General features: G+C 45.4%; 16 protein-coding genes. 5 read left to right on the forward strand and 11 right to left on the reverse strand.

Going from position 1 to position 18,695, the window contains the following annotated elements; translation table 11 throughout:
• Window positions 1-100: 100 nt before the first annotated feature.
• Genes ACLIIY_RS10685 through ACLIIY_RS10705 form a run of 5 tightly spaced genes read right to left on the reverse strand, consistent with a single transcriptional unit; the run spans window position 101 to window position 4,583 of the window.
• Complete coding sequence (locus tag ACLIIY_RS10685; RefSeq protein WP_434528549.1) at window positions 101-955, reverse strand: alpha/beta fold hydrolase; 855 nt, start codon at window positions 953-955, stop codon at window positions 101-103.
• A gap of 6 nt (window positions 956-961) precedes the next feature.
• On the reverse strand, window positions 962-1,519 hold the full coding sequence (locus ACLIIY_RS10690) for a Slp family lipoprotein (protein WP_009698574.1): 558 nt from the start codon (window positions 1,517-1,519) through the stop codon (window positions 962-964).
• Window positions 1,520-1,544: 25 nt separating this feature from the next.
• On the reverse strand, window positions 1,545-1,850 hold the full coding sequence (locus tag ACLIIY_RS10695; RefSeq protein WP_054822927.1) for a hypothetical protein: 306 nt from the start codon (window positions 1,848-1,850) through the stop codon (window positions 1,545-1,547).
• Window positions 1,851-1,910: 60 nt separating this feature from the next.
• Window positions 1,911-2,612, reverse strand: coding sequence for a tRNA (adenosine(37)-N6)-threonylcarbamoyltransferase complex dimerization subunit type 1 TsaB (tsaB, locus tag ACLIIY_RS10700; protein WP_009707199.1), 702 nt, complete (start codon window positions 2,610-2,612; stop codon window positions 1,911-1,913).
• Window positions 2,613-2,657: 45 nt separating this feature from the next.
• Window positions 2,658-4,583, reverse strand: a complete 1,926-nt coding sequence (locus ACLIIY_RS10705) for an ATP-dependent DNA helicase (protein WP_434527599.1) — start codon at window positions 4,581-4,583, stop codon at window positions 2,658-2,660.
• 217 nt (window positions 4,584-4,800) lie between these two features.
• Here ACLIIY_RS10705 and purU point away from each other — a divergent pair, with 217 nt between their 5' ends.
• The gene (purU, locus tag ACLIIY_RS10710) at window positions 4,801-5,634 is read left to right on the forward strand and encodes a formyltetrahydrofolate deformylase (RefSeq protein WP_005428723.1); all 834 of its coding nucleotides are present in this window, start codon (window positions 4,801-4,803) and stop codon (window positions 5,632-5,634) included.
• A gap of 74 nt (window positions 5,635-5,708) precedes the next feature.
• On the opposite strand, the gene ACLIIY_RS10715 is transcribed toward purU, so the two are convergent.
• The gene (locus ACLIIY_RS10715) at window positions 5,709-6,308 is read right to left on the reverse strand and encodes a VOC family protein (protein WP_434527600.1); all 600 of its coding nucleotides are present in this window, start codon (window positions 6,306-6,308) and stop codon (window positions 5,709-5,711) included.
• A 220-nt stretch (window positions 6,309-6,528) separates the two neighbouring features.
• On the opposite strand from ACLIIY_RS10715, the gene argS reads away from it, so the two are divergent.
• Together argS and ACLIIY_RS10725 are read left to right on the forward strand one after the other, a co-directional pair.
• Entirely contained in the window at window positions 6,529-8,262 is a 1,734-nt protein-coding gene (argS, locus tag ACLIIY_RS10720) for an arginine--tRNA ligase (RefSeq protein WP_005446437.1), read from the forward strand.
• A gap of 153 nt (window positions 8,263-8,415) precedes the next feature.
• The gene (locus tag ACLIIY_RS10725; protein ID WP_434527601.1) at window positions 8,416-8,844 is read left to right on the forward strand and encodes an HIT family protein; all 429 of its coding nucleotides are present in this window, start codon (window positions 8,416-8,418) and stop codon (window positions 8,842-8,844) included.
• A 111-nt stretch (window positions 8,845-8,955) separates the two neighbouring features.
• Here ACLIIY_RS10725 and ACLIIY_RS10730 read toward each other — a convergent pair whose 3' ends face one another.
• From ACLIIY_RS10730 to znuA, 5 genes are all read right to left on the reverse strand, one after another.
• Window positions 8,956-9,186 (reverse strand): FeoC-like transcriptional regulator, encoded by a 231-nt coding sequence (locus tag ACLIIY_RS10730; protein ID WP_005426709.1) that lies wholly within the window; start codon window positions 9,184-9,186, stop codon window positions 8,956-8,958.
• Window positions 9,183-11,459 (reverse strand): Fe(2+) transporter permease subunit FeoB, encoded by a 2,277-nt coding sequence (feoB, locus tag ACLIIY_RS10735; protein ID WP_039841465.1) that lies wholly within the window; start codon window positions 11,457-11,459, stop codon window positions 9,183-9,185. Before feoB ends, ACLIIY_RS10730 begins: the two co-directional genes overlap by 4 nt.
• Window positions 11,459-11,686 (reverse strand): FeoA family protein, encoded by a 228-nt coding sequence (locus tag ACLIIY_RS10740; protein WP_033005426.1) that lies wholly within the window; start codon window positions 11,684-11,686, stop codon window positions 11,459-11,461. The genes feoB and ACLIIY_RS10740 overlap by 1 nt, the downstream gene beginning before the upstream one ends.
• An 856-nt stretch (window positions 11,687-12,542) precedes the next feature.
• Window positions 12,543-15,920: a helix-turn-helix domain-containing protein gene (locus ACLIIY_RS10745; protein ID WP_434527602.1), complete on the reverse strand. Its 3,378-nt coding sequence runs from the start codon at window positions 15,918-15,920 to the stop codon at window positions 12,543-12,545.
• Window positions 15,921-16,132: 212 nt separating this feature from the next.
• Window positions 16,133-17,011 carry a zinc ABC transporter substrate-binding protein ZnuA gene (gene znuA / locus ACLIIY_RS10750; RefSeq protein WP_434527603.1) on the reverse strand — a complete coding sequence of 293 codons (879 nt, stop codon included), beginning with the start codon at window positions 17,009-17,011 and terminating at the stop codon, window positions 16,133-16,135.
• Between the two features lie 78 nt (window positions 17,012-17,089).
• Between znuA and znuC the strand changes: the two genes are divergently transcribed.
• Both znuC and znuB read left to right on the forward strand, forming a co-directional pair.
• On the forward strand, window positions 17,090-17,878 hold the full coding sequence (gene znuC / locus ACLIIY_RS10755; protein WP_005436991.1) for a zinc ABC transporter ATP-binding protein ZnuC: 789 nt from the start codon (window positions 17,090-17,092) through the stop codon (window positions 17,876-17,878).
• The gene (gene znuB / locus ACLIIY_RS10760; protein ID WP_005436990.1) at window positions 17,871-18,656 is read left to right on the forward strand and encodes a zinc ABC transporter permease subunit ZnuB; all 786 of its coding nucleotides are present in this window, start codon (window positions 17,871-17,873) and stop codon (window positions 18,654-18,656) included. The genes znuC and znuB overlap by 8 nt, the downstream gene beginning before the upstream one ends.
• Window positions 18,657-18,695: the final 39 nt, after the last annotated feature.

Raw genomic sequence — 18,695 nt, forward strand, 5'->3', positions numbered from 1 at the left:
ACTCCTCGTTTATAACTGGCTAAAAAATAGCGTCCTTTTTATTTTGAGCACTATTACAGCACAGCAAACGTGCTTGAGCACGTAACTCTCAAACACTTGTTTAAATTTTGTTAACTACACCAAGAATTCGCTTTGCGACCTCGAGTGTTTGCTCTAAATGGCAATGATGCCCACCCGCGACAGAAACCACTTTCGGTGGATTTTCGCCCCAATCGACTTGGTTAGACTGTAAATGCTGAAATCCTTTATCACCCAATATGATTAGGTGCGGACAGCGTATTTGGCTGGTGATCGAGTTCGCGTGATCCTGTGCCATGCGATAAAGAGAATCGCACTTTAATTTGGCATCGTGTCGCCAAAACCACTGGTTCTCACGACATTCAGTCCCGCGCTCTACGATTGGCATCAACTGCTCGGCGGTCAGGTGATTCGCTTGCATGCGTAGCTTTAACGCCAGATCGAAAGAAGCGATAGCTCGCTCCGGTTTGCTGCGTTGACGTTGTCGGTTAAGGACGCCATCACGCAGTCGTTTTACGCTATTGGAAGGCTGTTCTGCGAGTGGACCCGCCCCTTCAATTTGCACTAACGTTTCGACCTGTTCAGGAAAGGCAGCACTATAGCAACTTGCGATTAAAGCGCCTAGTGAATGCCCTACTAACATCAGTCTGTTTGGCGATAATTCATCCAATAATTGGTGTAAATCAGCAATGTAGTCGTGGAAGGGGTAGTAATTGTCTGAGGATTTATGACTGGATAAGCCATGACCAAATAGGTCAATTGCTAGTAGATGAAGATCAGGGTTGCAGTGATGTATAGCTTTCATCAAGGTTTTGAAGCTGCCTGCGTTATCCATCCACCCATGAAGAAAAACGACTGAACAAGCAGTCGTTTTTTCGTTTCCGATCTCTAAGGCTGCCATGCTCCCATTTGGGAGTTCGAAACGGCGCTCATTCATCACAGATTATTTAACCTTCTTGATCACCTTGCCGTCTTGCGGGAAATCCGAACGCATCATACGGCAGTTTATGGAGTAACAAGGGTAGTAATAGGTTGGCGTGTCGTACATACGTACGCGCTCTTCAATCTTCCATAAGCGGTAACCATCGCCTTTGATGACTGGGAAGATGTATTGATGCTCGCCAATTTTACCTTCTTCTTCGCCCGCACCTTTACCCACCACGGTAATGATTCGACCTTTACTGAAAGCAACCGGCTCTAGGTAACCATCAAAATAAACCGCGAAGCGACCCGTTGGTTCTTGGTCGATGTCTGGCTTGCCTGATTTGCTGATTGGTAGGTTTACAATCTCCAGACGCGTTTGGTCTTTCAAGTTATCCACTTTCGCGATAACACCACCAAGACGGACATCATTAGCAGCCTGTCCTTGGTCTTCAGCAAAGGCTTTGTAATCCGTCAAAACCTGCTCGGTGCTTGCATTCAGCTCTTCAGGAAGAGAACTACAGGCAGAAAGCCCGAATGCTGCGATAATAACCAGAAAAATACGTCCAGAAAGTTTCATAAACCCCCACTATTAATTCGTTGTTTTACACATAGATATCGACACCAAGTAACTGAGCAAGTTCCTCTTTCTTCGCTCGATTCATGACGTCCATATACTGTTCCATTGCTTTGCGAGCATGACCCTCGGGCAAATCATATTGCACTTGAGTGCGATGAATCTGAGACTCATCCACTTGCTTAATGGAATGCGCGACAGCGTTCGCCACCTTAGAAGGTTGACCAACGGGCTGCTTATCTTGAGCTTTCTTTACCTGCCCTTTTTTACCGACTTTATTGGTGCGATTTGCACCCGGTATTAACGCAGGAGGTAAACCATTGATAGACGCCATAACGCTCCATAAAAATACAGGGCAAACGCCCTGCACTTTGTCATGTCATTGAAAGTCCGATTATTCGCGACCAGGAAGTTTCTTCCACGTCACATTATCACGCAGATAAACCGGGCTCGATTCTTCTACTGGGACTGTGTTGCCTTTCTTAAGTTCCTGTTCAGCAAGAATCACAATGTCTTGCGAATCAGGGTAAAGAACATCGCCACTGGTGACGTTGAATGGCAGTTTGCCAAGATCTTCTTGGTAAGCATCCCAACCAGTACCTGCTTTAGTCCACGTTTTGTCGTCTGCTTGTGCTTCTTCCGCTAGACGCGCTGGTGGAATAACGCATTCTGCATCCACGCCTGCCCACTCACCGTTTTCTTGGCGAGTGTAACGTGCCCAGTAAACTTCACCCATGCGCGCATCAATCGCAACAGCGGCATTTGTAGCACCGTGTAGGCGGTAGCTTGCTTGTGCCATCGCAGCCAGTGTTGAAACGCCGATCATTGGTAAGTCAGCACCGAACGCCAAACCTTGCGCGATACCAATACCGATACGAACGCCAGTAAAGCTGCCCGGACCACGACCAAACGCCAATGCGTCTAGATCTTGTAGAGTCAGGCCCGCTTCTTTCAGTACTTCGTCTACCATAGGCAGTACTTTCTTAGTGTGGTCACGAGGAGCCACTTCACTGCGTGAAATCACTCGGTCATTAACCAGTAGCGCAACTGAACAGTTCTCAGTTGCCGTATCGATAGCAAGAATTTTTGCGCTCATGTAACTCTCTACAATTCTTCTTTAATTTATTGATGCCACAGCGCATTAGTCTGCGGCAGGTTGTTCTGTTTTTAGGAATGTTTTGATTCGTTCCAAATCCCGTGTTCTTGGGATTGGCGGTAAGCTGCCAAGGAAGATGCCACCGTAATCACGCGTTACCAAACGGTTGTCGCAAATGATTAAGGCACCATGATCTTTTTGGTCTCGAATCAAACGTCCTACGCCCTGCTTTAACGTGATAACCGCATCTGGGATTTGCACTTCTGCAAACGGCTCACCGCCACGTAATCGACAATCTTCGATTCGGGCTTTGAGCAGCGGGTCATCAGGGGCAGTAAACGGTAATTTGTCGATGATAACACAGCTCAGCGCATCACCTCTAACATCGATCCCTTCCCAGAATGCACCCGTCGCCACCAGCAGCGCGTTACCGAGTTCCATAAACTCGGCAAGGGTCTTTTGTTTGCTCATCTCACCTTGCATTAGCACAGGCAGATCCAGTACTTCACGGAAGCGTTCACCAAGCTCACGCATCATGCTGTGCGAAGTACACAGGAAGAAACAACGCCCGTCGTTCTCTTCAATCACAGGCGCAAGCATTCGCACCAGTTTGTCGGCTAAGCCTGGGCTGTTTGGCTCTGGTAAATAACGAGGCACACATAGGCGCGCTTGCTTCTCGTAATCGAACGGAGATGGCAACGAAAACTGCTGCTTCGGCTTCAATCCAAGACGGTCGGTAAAGTGTTTAAAGTCACCCGAAACCGCTAGGGTTGCAGACGTGAAAATCCACGCGCCTTGTTTGATTTCAATTTGCTCATGGAATTTATCTGCAACCGATAGCGGCGTAATGTGCAGAGCAAAATGGCGGGGAGATGTGTCGTACCAGTATGAGTAACCAGTAATATCGACATCACAAACGCGATCAATTCGTCCTTTGATCAGGTTGGCACGCTCAAAGGCGGTATCCAGCAATTGGCTTCGACCTAGCGCCAGTTTCAATACGTCAATCGCCAAGTCTAAGCTATCGGTTAAGCGCACCAATTCACGCTTGATCGATTCCGACTGCAGCGCTTCACGCCAGTTACCACGAAAGCCCGGCTCACCCAGCACGATGCGCATATCCATTGCACTTTGCATCAGCTTATCGCCGACTTTTTGTAGCTGGCGCATGTCTTTTGCTTCAGTGCGGTAGGCTATCTCAATGTCTTTGGCGAGCTCTTGGATCTGACGGCTAGAGATCGATTGTCCGAAGTATTCGCTGGCAATGTCTGGAAGCTGGTGAGCTTCGTCGAAGATGAACACGTCAGCTTCTGGGATCAACTCACCAAAGCCGGTTTCTTTGATCGCAAGGTCTGCAAGGAACAAGTGGTGGTTAACGACAACAATGTCTGAATCCATTGCGCGTTTGCGTGCCTTTAAGACGAAACAATCGGTGTAGCTCGGGCACTCTTTACCCAAACAGTTGTCGTTGGTGGAGGTAATGGTTGGGATGACCATGCTGTCTTCTGGCAGATCCTCACAGTCCCCTAAATCGCCCGTTTTGGTTTCAGACGACCAAGTGCGAACCTTCACCAATTGGGTCAACAATGTTGGGTCGGCTTCATTAGTATGGCTCTCGACCATTTGTCGGCTAAGACGATCCAAACATAAATAGTTGGAGCGACCTTTTAGTAACGCGACTTGTCCATAAAAGCCTAAAGCACTGACCATCAACGGCAGGTCACGATGATACAACTGCTCTTGCAGGTTCTTCGACCCCGTACTGATGATGACTTTTTTGCCGCTTAATAGCGCAGGCACAAGGTAAGCGAAGGTCTTACCCGTTCCCGTTCCGGCTTCAACCACTAGCTGAGTTTGGTCTTTGATCGCACTGCTGACAGCTTCTGCCATATCGATTTGTGGCTGGCGAGCTTGAAAGCCCGGAATGGCTTTGCCTAACGCGCCCTCAGAGGAGAATGTTTTTGCGATCATGCCTGACATCTGGTTGGAAAAATTGTCGAGAGTATATCAGGAGTTGAGCGTAAACATCAGCCAACAAAAGCACTAGGTTTTAGCATCGCGCGGATAATTTGTTGAAACCACGCCGAGAATAGATTATTTATGAAGTCAGATTGCAGTACGATTCACGCTTCTGACGTGACCCTTTAATTCGTACGCTAGAAAAATAATGCATGGAAGTATCTGATTTATGGAAAAGAAAACACTATTGACCCATTGTTCTGACGCACCGGGTTTGATCTCAAAAATCACCAATATCTGTTATAAGCATCAGCTGAATATCGTTCATAATAACGAGTTTGTTGATAACACCAGTGGACACTTTTTCATGAGGACCGAGTTGGAGGGTTACTTCAACGATCAAACGCTACTCGCCGATTTAGACCAAGCGCTGCCACAAGGTGCAAAACGCAAACTCATTAGCTCTCGCCGCAAACGCATCGTTATTCTAGTGACCAAAGAAGCGCACTGTCTGGGTGATATTCTGATGAAGACTTACGATGGCAGCTTAGATGTTGAAATTGCTGCGGTTGTTGGTAACTACGACAAACTGCAAACACTCACTGAGCGTTTTGATATTCCTTACCATCACGTTACTCACGAAGATCTTAGCCGTGAAGAGCACGAGCAGAAGATGCTTGAAGTGATTGATCAATACGATGCCGATTACCTTGTACTAGCGAAGTACATGCGTGTTCTCACTCCGACTTTCGTAGAGAAATACCGTCACAAGATCATCAACATCCACCACAGTTTCTTACCCGCGTTTATCGGTGCTAAGCCATACCAACAAGCTTACGACCGCGGTGTGAAGATCATCGGTGCAACAGCGCACTTCGTGACAAATGACTTGGATGAAGGTCCAATCATCAAGCAGGACGTTATTCCAGTGGATCACACGTTCAGCGCACAAGATATGGCACAAGCAGGTCGCGATGTAGAGAAGAACGTATTGAGCAAGGCTTTGAATAAAGTGATCAATGACCACGTTTTTGTTTACGGCAATAAAACGGTTATCCTTTAATTTCACCGCATTTGAAAAAAGAAAGGGTTGCTCATTTGGCAACCCTTTCTTCTTTACAGTTGTTAGGAGCTCACTTATTCAGCCTGCTCAGACTCCACAATACGCTTAAGTGAATGCGGGTGCAGCTTGATACAAATACCTTGATACTTAAACGCCACCGTTGGGTTGTTCAAGCGCTCGCCTTCACCTTTCGGGCTCGACAGTTTGATCTTCACACCTAGCTCTTCTAGCTCGTCAAAACGCGCGCCAAACGCTGGATAAGTGTGTTTCAAATCAGCAAGAAACTCATCTGCATTTTCGGCATGAGATGGAATCACAAACTCCACATGTTCCCAGCTTTCAGTTGGGTAGATTTTGCCTTCCGCAGGGTATGGCAGCTCCAGACACTCTATCTTCCAACCACGGCTTTCTAACGCTTTGTCGAATTCGATAACAATAATTGGGCGACCGTTGATTTTCGCTTGTGAAATTACCTTACCGTATTGATTCCATGCTTCATGCGCGGCTTTTGCGGTTTCAGTATCATTAATACGCAGCGCAATATGGTCAGCTTGAGCAAAGCTCAGATCCAGTTTTAACAGGGATGCAAGCTCTTCAATCTTAACCATAAATGCATCCAGATCTTGGATCATCAATTCAGGCGCTAGGCGTTTTTCAACTAGTTGAGTCGTCATTGTAGCTCTCTTATGGGGCGATTTATCTCATTACTCTGAGCGCAATAGTAAACGCAAACTAAGCCACATTTCCATTCAATCGAAAAAGTATAAATTTCCCCAATTCCTCTCTGTATGAAAAGCAATAAAGTTGTTATCATTAGCCCCATTTTTGTGAACTCCAACAGAACTCGGCACTTACTTCGCCGAGTTCTTCGTCCTTGAATTGAAGGAAACGCGTGTGAATATCCAAGCACTTATTAATGACAAAGTATCTCAGGCTCTAGAAGCCGCTGGCGCACCTGCAGGCAGTCCTGCGGCAGTACGCCAATCAGCAAAGCCACAATTTGGTGACTACCAAGCAAACGGCGTAATGGGCGTTGCTAAAAAACTGGGTACTAACCCACGAGAATTTGCACAGAAAGTACTGGATGTTCTAGACCTAGATGGTATTGCGAGCAAAACAGAAATCGCTGGTCCTGGTTTCATCAACATTTTCCTAAGCGAAGAGTTCCTAGCAAAACAAGCGGAAGCAGCACTGGCTGATTCACGTCTTGGCGTTGCAGCAGACGAAGCTCAAACTATCGTTGCTGACTACTCTGCACCAAACGTTGCGAAAGAAATGCACGTTGGTCACCTACGTTCAACCATCATCGGTGATGCAGTAGTACGTACTCTTGAGTTCCTAGGTCACAAAGTGATCCGTGCGAACCACATCGGTGACTGGGGTACTCAGTTCGGTATGCTTATCGCAAACCTTGAGCGTGTACAACAAGAGTCTGGCGAAGTTTCTATGGAACTGGCTGACCTTGAAGGCTTCTACCGTGAGTCGAAGAAACTGTACGACGAAGACGAAGAATTCGCAGTGAAAGCACGTAACTACGTTGTGAAACTGCAAAGCGGCGACGAGTTCTGCGCAGAAATGTGGAAGAAGCTGGTTGACGTAACCATGATCCAAAACCAACGCAACTACGATCGTCTAAACGTATCTCTATCTCGTGATGACGTAATGGGCGAGAGCATGTACAACGACATGCTACCTAAGATCGTAGCAGACCTAAAAGCACAAGGTCTTGCGGTTGAAGATGACGGCGCGCAAGTTGTGTTCCTTGAAGAATTCAAGAACAAAGACGGCGAAGCGATGGGCGTTATCGTTCAGAAACGCGACGGCGGCTTCCTATACACAACAACGGACATCGCATGTGCGAAATACCGTTACGAAGAACTAGGCGCGGACCGCGTACTTTATTTTATCGACTCTCGTCAGCACCAACACCTAATGCAAGCTTGGACTATCGTTCGTAAAGCGGGTTACGTACCAGAGTCAGTATCTCTTGAGCACCACGCGTTTGGTATGATGCTAGGTAAAGATGGTAAGCCATTCAAGACTCGTGCAGGCGGTACGGTTCGTCTTGCTGATCTTCTTGATGAAGCAGAAGTTCGTGCAGCACAGCTGATCGAATCTAAGAACCCAGAACTAGCAGAAGACGAGAAGAAAGCGATCGCAAACACAGTTGCAATGGCAGCGGTTAAATACGCAGACCTTTCTAAGCACCGCACCACGGACTACGTGTTCGATTGGGACAACATGCTAGCGTTCGAAGGTAACACTGCACCGTACATGCAATACGCTTACACTCGCGTAGCATCTGTATTCGCTAAAGCTGGCGTTTCTATGGATGATCTACAAGGTGAAATTAAGATCACTGACGAGAAAGAAAAAGCGCTTATCGCAAAACTTATGCAGTTCGAAGAAGCAGTTCAATCTGTTGCTCGCGAAGGTCAACCACACATCATGTGTAGCTACCTATTCGAACTAGCAGGTCAGTTCTCTAGCTTCTACGAAGCATGCCCTATCCTAGTTGCTGAAGACGAAGCAGTGAAACAAAGCCGTCTGAAACTAGCAGCGCTAACAGCGAAGACCATCAAGCAAGGTCTGTCGCTACTAGGTATTGATACTCTAGAGCGTATGTAAGCGAATCGAGAATCGAGAATCGAGAATCGAGAATCGAGAATCGAGAATCGAGAATCGAGAATCGAGATGATTTCGAAAGGTTGGCGTGAAAGCGTCAACCTTTTGTTTTATCTGGCGTATACTGATGTCATTCTATTCTAATCGGATAATATAATGAGTTTTGAACTGCACCCTCAATTGGCAAAAGACACTACCGTTATCGGTCACTTCCCACTATGTGTGGCGCTTCTGCATAAAGACAATGCCGTGCCATGGGTTATCTTGGTACCAAAACGTGCAAACCTAAAAGAGCTTCACCACTTGCCAATGAAAGAACAGCAACAATTTTTGCTAGAGTCTCAGGCAGTAAGCCAAGCACTGGAAGCAACATTCCGTCCAGACAAGTTAAACCTTGGCGCACTAGGTAACATGGTGCCTCAGCTGCACATTCACCATATTGCTCGTTTCAAAGATGACGTAGCATGGCCGGGACCAGTTTGGGGTAACACCATAGGTGAATTCCGTACAGAAGAAGAGCAAAACGAATTACTTGGTCGCATTAAAAACGTGCTGTCACTGAGCTCTATTTTCCAAAAAGCTTAACTGGGAAACTTTGCAAAATCTGAGCTTATAAGTTTAAAAAAGCCGCATCATTGCTGATGCGACTTTGTCGTTTTTACGTGATAATTTTTAGATGACTAATTTTGATAATCGCTACATGGTGACTGTCAGAGACAAGCCATCTTGTTTAGTCACTGAGTAGCGAACTCGAGTCACGTCATGAGCTTTATTGGTGTCAACTAAGCGGCTAATTTTACCCTTCTTAATCCACACGCTTAACATCGCGTCGGCACCATCTTCACTCATCCCAAACTGCTTAGCCAGATCTGACTGGGAGACGGTTCCTTTGTCTGCAATGTATTGATAAAGCTCTTTTAAAATCATGCTACTTGCGCCTCTAATGCACCGTTTTGCTTCTTGCCAACTCGTTTGAACACACGGTATGTGCCAAAGAAGATAGCAACGATCACTGCCATCCAAATGCCACTTGTCACTGGGCTATCTGCGAAATGCGTCAATTGGTTGTAGAACGTCGCACATAGGTAAGCCAAGCCCATTGTCCAAACCGCGATAAAGCGTGCGAATTTATGACCAAACTCACGTACATAAGCACCCATCGCCGCCACACAAGGAGTGTACAGTAAGATAAAGATTAGGTAAGCAAATGCGGCATTGCCAGAAGCAAACTGCGATTTAATGTTACCGAAGATAGAAGCATCGACTTCTTGTTCTTCTGCAACCGCATTTGAGTCAGTTAAGTCACCCACTTCAATACCTAGTGGATCTGAGTAGCTCAAACCGGCTAGGTTTTCAGGGATACTCATTACTGCCTCTTCTAGGCTGCCCATTAGATCAAATTCTGCGTCTTCGCCGTCGCTTGGCGTCGTGTATAGACTGTTCAGCGTACCAACTACCGCCTCTTTTGCGAAGATACCAGTAATGATACCTACCGTCGCTGGCCAGTTGTCTTCTTGAACACCGATTGGTGAGAATACTGGAGTCACAACTTGCGCTGCTTTAGAAAGCACAGAGTTTTCGCTGTCTTCGTTACCAAAACTGCCATCTGTACCCAATGAGTTGAAGAAACTCAGAATAGCAACAACGATAACGATGGTTTTACCTGCACCAAGTACAAAGCGCTTTAGCTTTTGCCAAGTTTTGATCACCACGTTTTGTAGCGTCGGAAGCTCGTAATCTGGCATTTCCATCACTAGGCTGTCGCTGCTACCTGGGTAAAGCGTGTGCTTAAGGAAAAGACCTGTGAAGATCGCTGCCACAATACCAAGTAGGTAAAGTGCGAATACAATATTCTGACCAGAACCTGGGAAGAATGCCGCAGCGAATAGTGCGTATACAGGCAGACGAGCACCGCATGACATAAATGGCGCCATAGATGCAGCCAGTTTACGCTCACGTTCTTGGTCTAGAGTACGAGTTGCCATGATTGACGGAACGTTACAGCCGAAACCAAGAACCAACGGTACAAATGCTTTGCCCGGTAGACCGATCTTCTGCATCACTTTATCTAGTACGAATGCTGCACGAGCCATGTAACCTGAGCTCTCAAGTACTGCTAGGAACAGGTACAAACACGCGATAACCGGAATGAAGGTTGCAACCGTCTGGATACCACCACCGATACCATCAGCAAGAACCGTCACTAACCACACAGGCAAATGACCGTCTAACAAGTGGTGACCACCATCAACCAACAGAGCACCAACACCGATATCGAAGAAGTCGATGAATGCACTACCAATGTTGATAGAGAACATGAACATTAGGTACATCACAACAAAGAAGAATGGGATGCCCACCCACTTGTTCAAAATAAATTGGTCTAGCTTTTCAGTCACGCTGCGGCTTAGCTTGCCTTCGCTACGGCGTACTTTCTTACACTCTTCATGAAGATGTGTGTATTTGGTGTCAGCCACATGCAGGTCAACATCAAGATCTAGCTCGGCAATCGTATTTTCAACACTATTGCGGTCTGCATCCGACATGCTGTTAAGAACCAGTGCATCTTTTTCTAGTGCGCGAATCGCCAATGCTCGGTGAGAAACGGTTTGATCATTGAAAAGAGCCGAAACTTTGCCGATCGCCGCTTCCATTTGTTCGCCGTAATTCAAAGCGACTTCTTTTAACGCGACACCTTGAACCACAGACTTGTGCAACTTCTCTTTAAATTCTGCTACTTGTGCTTTGTTTGTCGCTGACAGGCTAACTACCGGGCAACCCAACGTTTTTTCGAGTTCTGCAACGTTGATGATTTGGCGTTCACGCTTAAGTGCGTCCATTTTGTTTAATACAACAATCATAGGACGACCAAGTTCACGCAGCTGCAGTGTCATATATAAGCTACGTTCAAGACTTGTTGCATCGACTACGTTGATGATCAGATCAGCAGGGTGCGTCAGAACCGCACGAGACGCGATAGACTCATCGATACTATTACTATCATTACCACTATCTAGAGAGTAGATACCCGGAAGGTCTGTCAGCAGAAATTCATCGCCAGCGTGTTTGAACTGGCCAGTTTTCTTTTCAACCGTTACACCAGCCCAGTTGCCGACTTGTTGTTTTGCACCAGTAAGGCCATTAAAAAGTGTCGTTTTACCGCTGTTTGGGTTACCGACTGTAAGAATTTGGTATTGCATTATGCTCGCTCCACTTCAATGTTCTGCGCAATGGCCTCTCGCAATGCAACAGAAACACCACGAACTTCAACTTGCAGTGGGTCGCCCATTGGAGCACGTCGAATAACTTTAACCTCAGTATTTGGAAGTAATCCCATTACCATTAGCTTTTTTCTGACGTCCGACGTAAGTCCTTCTAACAACCGAATTGTCACTGTTTCGCCAGGTTTAATTTCTGATAGCTTCATAGTGGCCCTTAAGAGTAGTGCAAATGATAAATATTATTATTAATAGTATAGGGCGCTAATGTTACTCTTCTATACCCTCTCATTCATTGTGTGAAATCAAAGATTTCATTAATGCTTTTGGCGAAATGAAACGTCAACTCCGTTAATTAATCTCACGTCATTTTCGTCAAAATCGAATATTTTCAGCCAAATGCAGATTAACACAAACGTAACATTTAAACTCATCATCAGTAAAAATTATATTAAATACAGTTAGTTACAAATAAAAATACAACTTGTCGCTTTTCTCACATAAAGCTGTCGTTATTTTTATAAGAAAAATAAGTAAGGTCTCGTATAGTTAACCCATCGAGAGACAACAGCCTCTCAAAAGAATTCCAGAGGTGGCATGGCAACATGTCACTCCGGCAGCAAGCGAAGGTGTCATTGACACCCGTGGTATAGTCCCCCCGGCTATACCACGATATTTTTTTTCTTCTCTTTCTTCATTCGCTTCTCAATTAACTCCTTATAATTTCTCAACCTTCTTCTCAACCTTCTTCTCAACCTTCTTCTCAAACAAAGCTCAATTATCTCTATTATCTGTCACCATCTTTCATAACCGTTTTACTGCACATGTTCTTCATAAGATGGTTTGTGCGCCTTATCCCTTATCCCTTATCCCTTATCCCTTATCCCTTATCCCTTATCCCTTATCCCTTATCCCTTATCCCTTATCCCTTATCCCTTATCCTGCCAAATTAGAGAGCATGCCCTTCTGTCCAATATCTATATGACGTTCTTTACGACACCGTTCGTCTCACAGGCATGAAAAAACCCAGCACTAAGGCTGGGCTAGCTAATGTCAAATTAAGAGCTAAAGGCTCGTCTGACTATCTTGAGTCATGGCAAACTTGGAAGGAGGCAAGCCAAAGTGCAACTTAAACTTCTGACTAAAGTACGATGGGTCATTAAAACCACAGTTAAATGCAACCTCACTGATTTTCTCTCCTGCGAGTAGCTGTTCACAGGCTGTTTCTAATCTTACTTCTGTCACGTAGTCTTTTAGCGTTCTTGACGAAGCCGACTTAAAGCGCCGCTGTAGGCTTCGCTCAGACATATAAAGCATCTTCGCAGCAGATGCCGTACCAAACTCTGGATCGTGATAATGCTCAGCAACCAATTGGTAAACTTTCATCAACCACTCTTGCTCTGGTGAGGTAGTTTGCTGCTGTGGTTCAACTTCCGTAAACTCGGGCAATACTTCTTCAACATGGCTCGGTTCTTGAGCACATGGCCAAGTAATCTCTATTTTATTTTGAGCATCAGAAGCAAACATAGATAAATGCCCTCCACTTGCGGCAACAAGTTGAGGTAAGTTATCCATACTCAAATCTACATTACTGGCATTGGTTGGGCGCATTACTGCCGCTTTACTTGGTAATTGCGTTCCGTAGTCAATAAAACTCAATGAGACGATGTCATTAGCCTCGTCCAATACCAATTTAACCGACTGCCCTCGGAAAGAGCGTTTGATGATATTGGCGAAAATACTGTTGAATATGACATCAAGGTTAAAGCTTTCTAATGAAATACGGCTTGCTTTGTGATTGTCTTGCAGCTCAACACTGATACCGGCTTTAGAAAAGTCCTCACGCCAAACATCCACAACAGATTGCGTTATCTGACTCAAGTTATAGTTTTGACTCCCGTTACTGGTGTCTCCCGGAGAGCTCTTTAGTTCGTTTAGCTGCCAATACGTTTTCGATAGATGATCTTGAGTCACTGAATCTAAATCAACAGGTAACTTATGCGCTATCGAGTCAACGCTCGACTTAATTGACTGTGCAACATGGTCCACCAGCAAGTTTCTCACTTGAATCTGCTTTCTTAGTTGCTGATTACTGGTCAATAAAACTCGACTTTGATGGCGAAGCTGGTTGGTTTTTAACGTCACTTGTGCTGCCAAGTCACGGTTCGCTTGCAACACATACCGTGAGCGCCAATACATCAAAAGAGCGATAATGGCGATGGTAACCAAAGTAAATCCAGAGATCGCCAGCTTGGACAAATACCAAGGTTTTAATACCGTGAATTTTGATTCCAAACCGATTAAGCCAGACGCGAGCTGCGAATCATTACTCACCTGCAAGTGATAATCACCTGAGTTGAGGTGTTCTAGTGTTAATTGACCACCTTCAAGCGATTGCCACTGGTCGCTCTCGTTCAAGCGATAATAGAGGTTTTGGTTATCTGGTTTCGGCATCACCCCAAAAAGAAAGCTTAACGAAGAGCCATAAGGTAGCTTCATACTTTCTAGGTCAGCACTACCAACTTGAACCACCTCATTTTCTAGCATGACTTGACTAACGATCAGTTGGGATTCTGGCGTGTTGGATACGAGTAACTTTGACGAATCAGCTTTGACTAAACCATATTGAGAGCCAAAGATAAGTTGGCGGTCACTATCTTCTGAGCGACGAATAACATTACAAACACCCGGAAGAAATTCATTATTAATGAGGCCGGATGCTGAAGAATAATGCTTCATCAACTGCCCTGAGAGATGGTAATAGCTAAGCCCCACTGATGAAGCAAGCCACACACCTTCTGAGTCACTGAGTAAACAGGCCGGGCGAGAATTTGAGACGCTCATTTCCATCACTTCTTTTGCATCGCTACCCGGTACCGTTTTGAAAACACCATAAGCAGAAGCAAACCAATGAGACCCATCAATCGCGGTAATAATATCGAGTGACTCACCGTACTTTTCTGAGAAGCGGTTAAATCGAATTCGCTCACCATCGTATTCATAGACGCCGTGGTCAGTACCAATCAAAAGCAAATCTTTTTTGTCATATAAACGGGTGATTTTCGCAGGTAAAAACTGACTGACTAACCAATCGCTGCCAAAGTTTCTCATCTGCTGATTCGCAGCATCGATATTAAATAGTTGATAGCCGCTGGAAACCCAAAGTCGGTCGGTTCCATCAGAGACGATATGATCAATTTCCCTTCCAGCAATGACGCGAAGGTATGGGAACGTCACACGCTGTAAGTTATTTAGGTTGTAAATCTCTAAACCGGAAGACGTGGCTATCCAGAGTTTTTCACCTTGAAAAGCAAATTCATTTATCTGGGATGTTAGATGTAAGACTTCAGTAATCTCTGAACTTCCTGAACGGTACAGCTTGTGGTCGTCAGCAAACCATAATGCGCCATCCGGCCCTGTTAACGTTTGTCGTATACGTCCGGTCAGTGTTTGTTGGTCATAGCTACTGAAGGTGATCCGCTCAAACTTTTTACTGAATAATGAGTAATAGCGAATACCTTGGTTGGTTGCTATCCACATACCACCCATATTGTCGTTCAATAACGAGTAGATTTTAGTGCTCGCTAATTCCAACTCAAGGAAGCTTGCTGGGGTTACTTGAGTCACCTCACCACTCAAGAAAGAATACAAGTAGAGCCCCTGCTCCGTTCCTACCCAGTATTCTTGGTTGGTTTCCGCAAAAGTCAGCACATGCGAGGCACCGATTCTAATGACCGGTTTATTTGGCTCATAGATATTGAAGATCAGCGCCCCTTTAAGCGTGCCAACTAAAATCTCTCGCCTTGTATGGGAGTAATACACTTTTTCAATGTAATGCTTACCAGAAGAAACCACGTGGTTGAATTTACTTCCTTCAGATAAATAAACGCCTGATGTGGTCGCTAATGCCCATTTTGTCTCTACAAAAATAGCGTCATTGATATAGACGTAGCTGTTGTTGCTGTGCTGATAGAGCTGAAGCAAAGAGAAAGAGTTCAGTTCGCTGGTTTCAATATTGTAGGTATAGAAATGCGCACCATCGCTCACCCAAATAAAGTTACCCGATGAACCAATCTTTCGAATCTGCGAGCCAGGATTGAGGCTAAAAACCAAGCGACGCTCTTGGTTAGGGTAAGTTTGGTACACTTCATTTTCGACAAACGTCCAGAATGAGCCTTTATGGTAGGCCAGTTGCTCGGCTTTTGTTTGCAGAAAACTTCCTGATTTAGGCAAGGTTGTCTGCCCATTGTAGAACAGCACTCGGCCATGAACATCATGAATCCAAAGCCCACCGTGCTCGCCAGGAAACAATTTTTTCGCTGCAATAAAAGTGCCCTTAACCTGATTTGGCAAAGGGTAGAAGATCGCATTCGCTTCACTTGAAGCAAACGCTTGAAATGAGAGGATAAAAGCCCAAAAAAATAGGGCTAGTTGGCGCAGCAAGATAAAATCCTTACATGTATCAATACGTGCGACTCATGGTTTACTCATGCCTTCCATAGCTGAGTGCGTATATGGTTATTTTGAGCCGCTAATTATTGATAATGATATCTCAATTCCATTGATAGAAAAGACTCACTGCGCCAAAGGTTTGTAATTCTTACTGCCAGATCACGTTAAACGCGTGTTCTGTATAGAGAACAACAACACAATTGTTACTTTTCACTCAAACACTGACTAAAGCTGTTTGAAATTCCTTTCAAGAATACAAAGTAACTACCTGATTTAATATCAACACTGCTACCCAGTGGGTCAAGAACGCCAGCATTAACATCGCTGCCACGCATAACACTTTCAACCACAGCAGGAGTGAATTGTGGTTCTGAGAACACACAAGCGACATCACCCGTGGCCAATGTTTTACGGATATGAATCAATGTTTTTGCTCCCGGTTTACGATCTGGAGAAACCGTAAAGTGCCCGAGTTGATTCAGGTTGTAACGTGATTCAAAATAGCCGTAAGCATCGTGGAAAACAAAATAACCTTTGTCTTGCACTGGCGTCAGTTGTTGCTTAATCTCCGCATCCGTAGCTTTTAACTCCGCTTCGAACTTCTTCAAGTTTGCTGCGTAAGTGTCTGCATTCGTAGGATCGATTTCTGCAAGTTTGTGAGCGATAGCGTTGGCAACTTGTTTTACGGTTTCAACACCCAACCAGAAATGTGGATCGTGTGTGCCGTGATCGTGGCCGTCATGGTGATCATGCTCACCACTAAATGCACGTAACGATAGGCCCGGAATTTCGCTAACAGTTAGCGTGTTACCTTTATCCGTCACCACTTTCTCTAGGAAAGGTTCGAGATCATGGCCGTACCAAATAACAAGGTCGGCAGCCGCTACCTTCTTCACATCCGATGGGCGCAAAGCGTAATCGTGTGGCGAAGCATTGTTTTGTAGCAGAACGTCTGGCTTCGTAACGCCTTCCGTCAGCTCGGTTGTGATCATTTGAATAGGTTTAATACTAGTCAACACGGTTACCGCATGAGCAGGTAAGGTTAACATTGCTGAAACAGCAAGAATTATAGCTCTTTTCATAGTTTTACTTGGGGTATAGCGTGGAAAGTGAGATAATGTTACATTATAACATTAACAATTTGCAAATGAGTTTCATTCATGTCTTCACTAGTCCGTCTTGAGCAACTGTGCGTCGAGTTTGACGAACGCAGAGTTCTCGACAATGTCACAATGGAATTAGAAAAGGGCAAGATCACTACCCTAATTGGTCCCAACGGAGCGGGAAAATCGACGTTAGTTAAAGTCATTCTAGGTCTCCAAAAACCAACCAGTGGTAAATTAACCAAGCAACGTAAGCTGAAAATTGGTTATGTACCCCAGAAGCTGAAACTCAACGATTCTCTTCCATTGAATGTCATTCGCTTCCTAAACCTTGCTGGCAAGTATAGCAAGCAGGAATGCCTTGACGCGTTGCGTCTTGTCGGCGCTGAACATCTCATCAAAAGTAACATGCACCGTCTTTCTGGTGGTGAAAACCAACGTGTGCTGCTTGCTCGCGCTCTACTCCAACGTCCTGAGTTGCTCGTGCTTGATGAACCAGCTCAAGGTGTTGATGTTCAAGGTCAAATCGATTTATACGATCTAATTGAGAGCATTCGCCATCGCTTCGATTGTGGCGTGTTTATGGTATCTCATGATCTGCATTTGGTCATGGCTAAGACCGATGATGTGATCTGCTTGCATCATCACGTATGCTGCTCTGGCTCACCAGCGACCATCACTCAGCACCCGTCTTATATCGCGCTATTTGGTAATGCGACTCGTGAGTCATTGGCATTCTATCACCATGACCACGACCATCATCACCACGACTTAGCAGGCTCTCCAGTGACGGGGGACGCGACATCATGTTCTAACCACTCTCACGGACACCACCATCATGATTGAGTTTTTATTGCCTTCAATTTTGGCCGGTATCGGTATCGCAATCATTGCTGGCCCACTTGGCTCTTTCGTGGTTTGGCGAAAAATGGCTTACTTTGGCGATACGCTCGCCCATGCCTCTTTAATGGGCTTGGCACTAGGCTTCTTGCTAAACATAAACCTTTACCTTGCATTGTTAGTTTGTTGCTTAGCACTTGCTGTACTGCTGGTTACTTTACAAAAACAACAGCTTGTCGCTACCGACACGCTACTAGGTATTCTGGCACACAGCGCCTTATCGATTGGTTTAGTGTCGGTCAGCTTCCTAGAGAACGTTCGTGTGGATTTGATGAGCTACCTGTTTGGTGATTTGCTTGCAGTTTCACCACAGGATTTAATGTTCATCTACGCTGGAGTGATCGGTGTCAGTGCTTGTCTGTATGCATTCTGGCGACCGCTTTTATCAAGCACTGTAAGTGAGGAGCTAGCTGCAGTAGAGGGCGTGAATACCGATTTAGTGCGCTTAGTACTAATGCTCATGGTCGGTGTGGTTATCGCTGTCGGGATGAAGTTTGTGGGTGCGCTGATCATGACTTCTCTATTGATTATCCCAGCCGCAACTGCACGTAAAGTGTCGTCTTCACCAGAGCAGATGGCCTTGTTTGCCTCAATTATTGGCTCTATCGCGGTGCTGATGGGCCTAAGCCTATCTTGGCATTTCGATACACCAGCAGGTCCTTCAGTTGTGATTAGCGCGACATTCCTGTTTATGCTTAGCCAACTGATTAAACGCAAAGCCTAATAACGGATAACTAAATCGCTAAATCGCGTTAAAGATTAA

The sequence above is a fragment of the Vibrio sp. K4 genome (genome assembly GCF_051122595.1).
In the GTDB taxonomy this organism is placed as follows: domain Bacteria; phylum Pseudomonadota; class Gammaproteobacteria; order Enterobacterales; family Vibrionaceae; genus Vibrio; species Vibrio owensii.

Excerpts from the sequence above, each read along its gene's own strand:
- ACLIIY_RS10685 (WP_434528549.1), bottom strand. The coding sequence starts at position 955 with ATGAATGAGCGCCGTTTCGAACTCCCAAATGGGAGCATGGCAGCCTTA.
- ACLIIY_RS10690 (WP_009698574.1), bottom strand. The coding sequence starts at position 1,519 with ATGAAACTTTCTGGACGTATTTTTCTGGTTATTATCGCAGCATTCGGG.
- ACLIIY_RS10695 (WP_054822927.1), bottom strand. The coding sequence starts at position 1,850 with ATGGCGTCTATCAATGGTTTACCTCCTGCGTTAATACCGGGTGCAAAT.
- tsaB (WP_009707199.1), bottom strand. The coding sequence starts at position 2,612 with ATGAGCGCAAAAATTCTTGCTATCGATACGGCAACTGAGAACTGTTCA.
- ACLIIY_RS10705 (WP_434527599.1), bottom strand. The coding sequence starts at position 4,583 with ATGATCGCAAAAACATTCTCCTCTGAGGGCGCGTTAGGCAAAGCCATT.
- purU (WP_005428723.1), top strand. The coding sequence starts at position 4,801 with ATGGAAAAGAAAACACTATTGACCCATTGTTCTGACGCACCGGGTTTG.
- ACLIIY_RS10715 (WP_434527600.1), bottom strand. The coding sequence starts at position 6,308 with ATGACGACTCAACTAGTTGAAAAACGCCTAGCGCCTGAATTGATGATC.
- ACLIIY_RS10725 (WP_434527601.1), top strand. The coding sequence starts at position 8,416 with ATGAGTTTTGAACTGCACCCTCAATTGGCAAAAGACACTACCGTTATC.
- ACLIIY_RS10730 (WP_005426709.1), bottom strand. The coding sequence starts at position 9,186 with ATGATTTTAAAAGAGCTTTATCAATACATTGCAGACAAAGGAACCGTC.
- feoB (WP_039841465.1), bottom strand. The coding sequence starts at position 11,459 with ATGCAATACCAAATTCTTACAGTCGGTAACCCAAACAGCGGTAAAACG.
- ACLIIY_RS10740 (WP_033005426.1), bottom strand. The coding sequence starts at position 11,686 with ATGAAGCTATCAGAAATTAAACCTGGCGAAACAGTGACAATTCGGTTG.
- znuA (WP_434527603.1), bottom strand. The coding sequence starts at position 17,011 with ATGAAAAGAGCTATAATTCTTGCTGTTTCAGCAATGTTAACCTTACCT.
- znuC (WP_005436991.1), top strand. The coding sequence starts at position 17,090 with ATGTCTTCACTAGTCCGTCTTGAGCAACTGTGCGTCGAGTTTGACGAA.
- znuB (WP_005436990.1), top strand. The coding sequence starts at position 17,871 with ATGATTGAGTTTTTATTGCCTTCAATTTTGGCCGGTATCGGTATCGCA.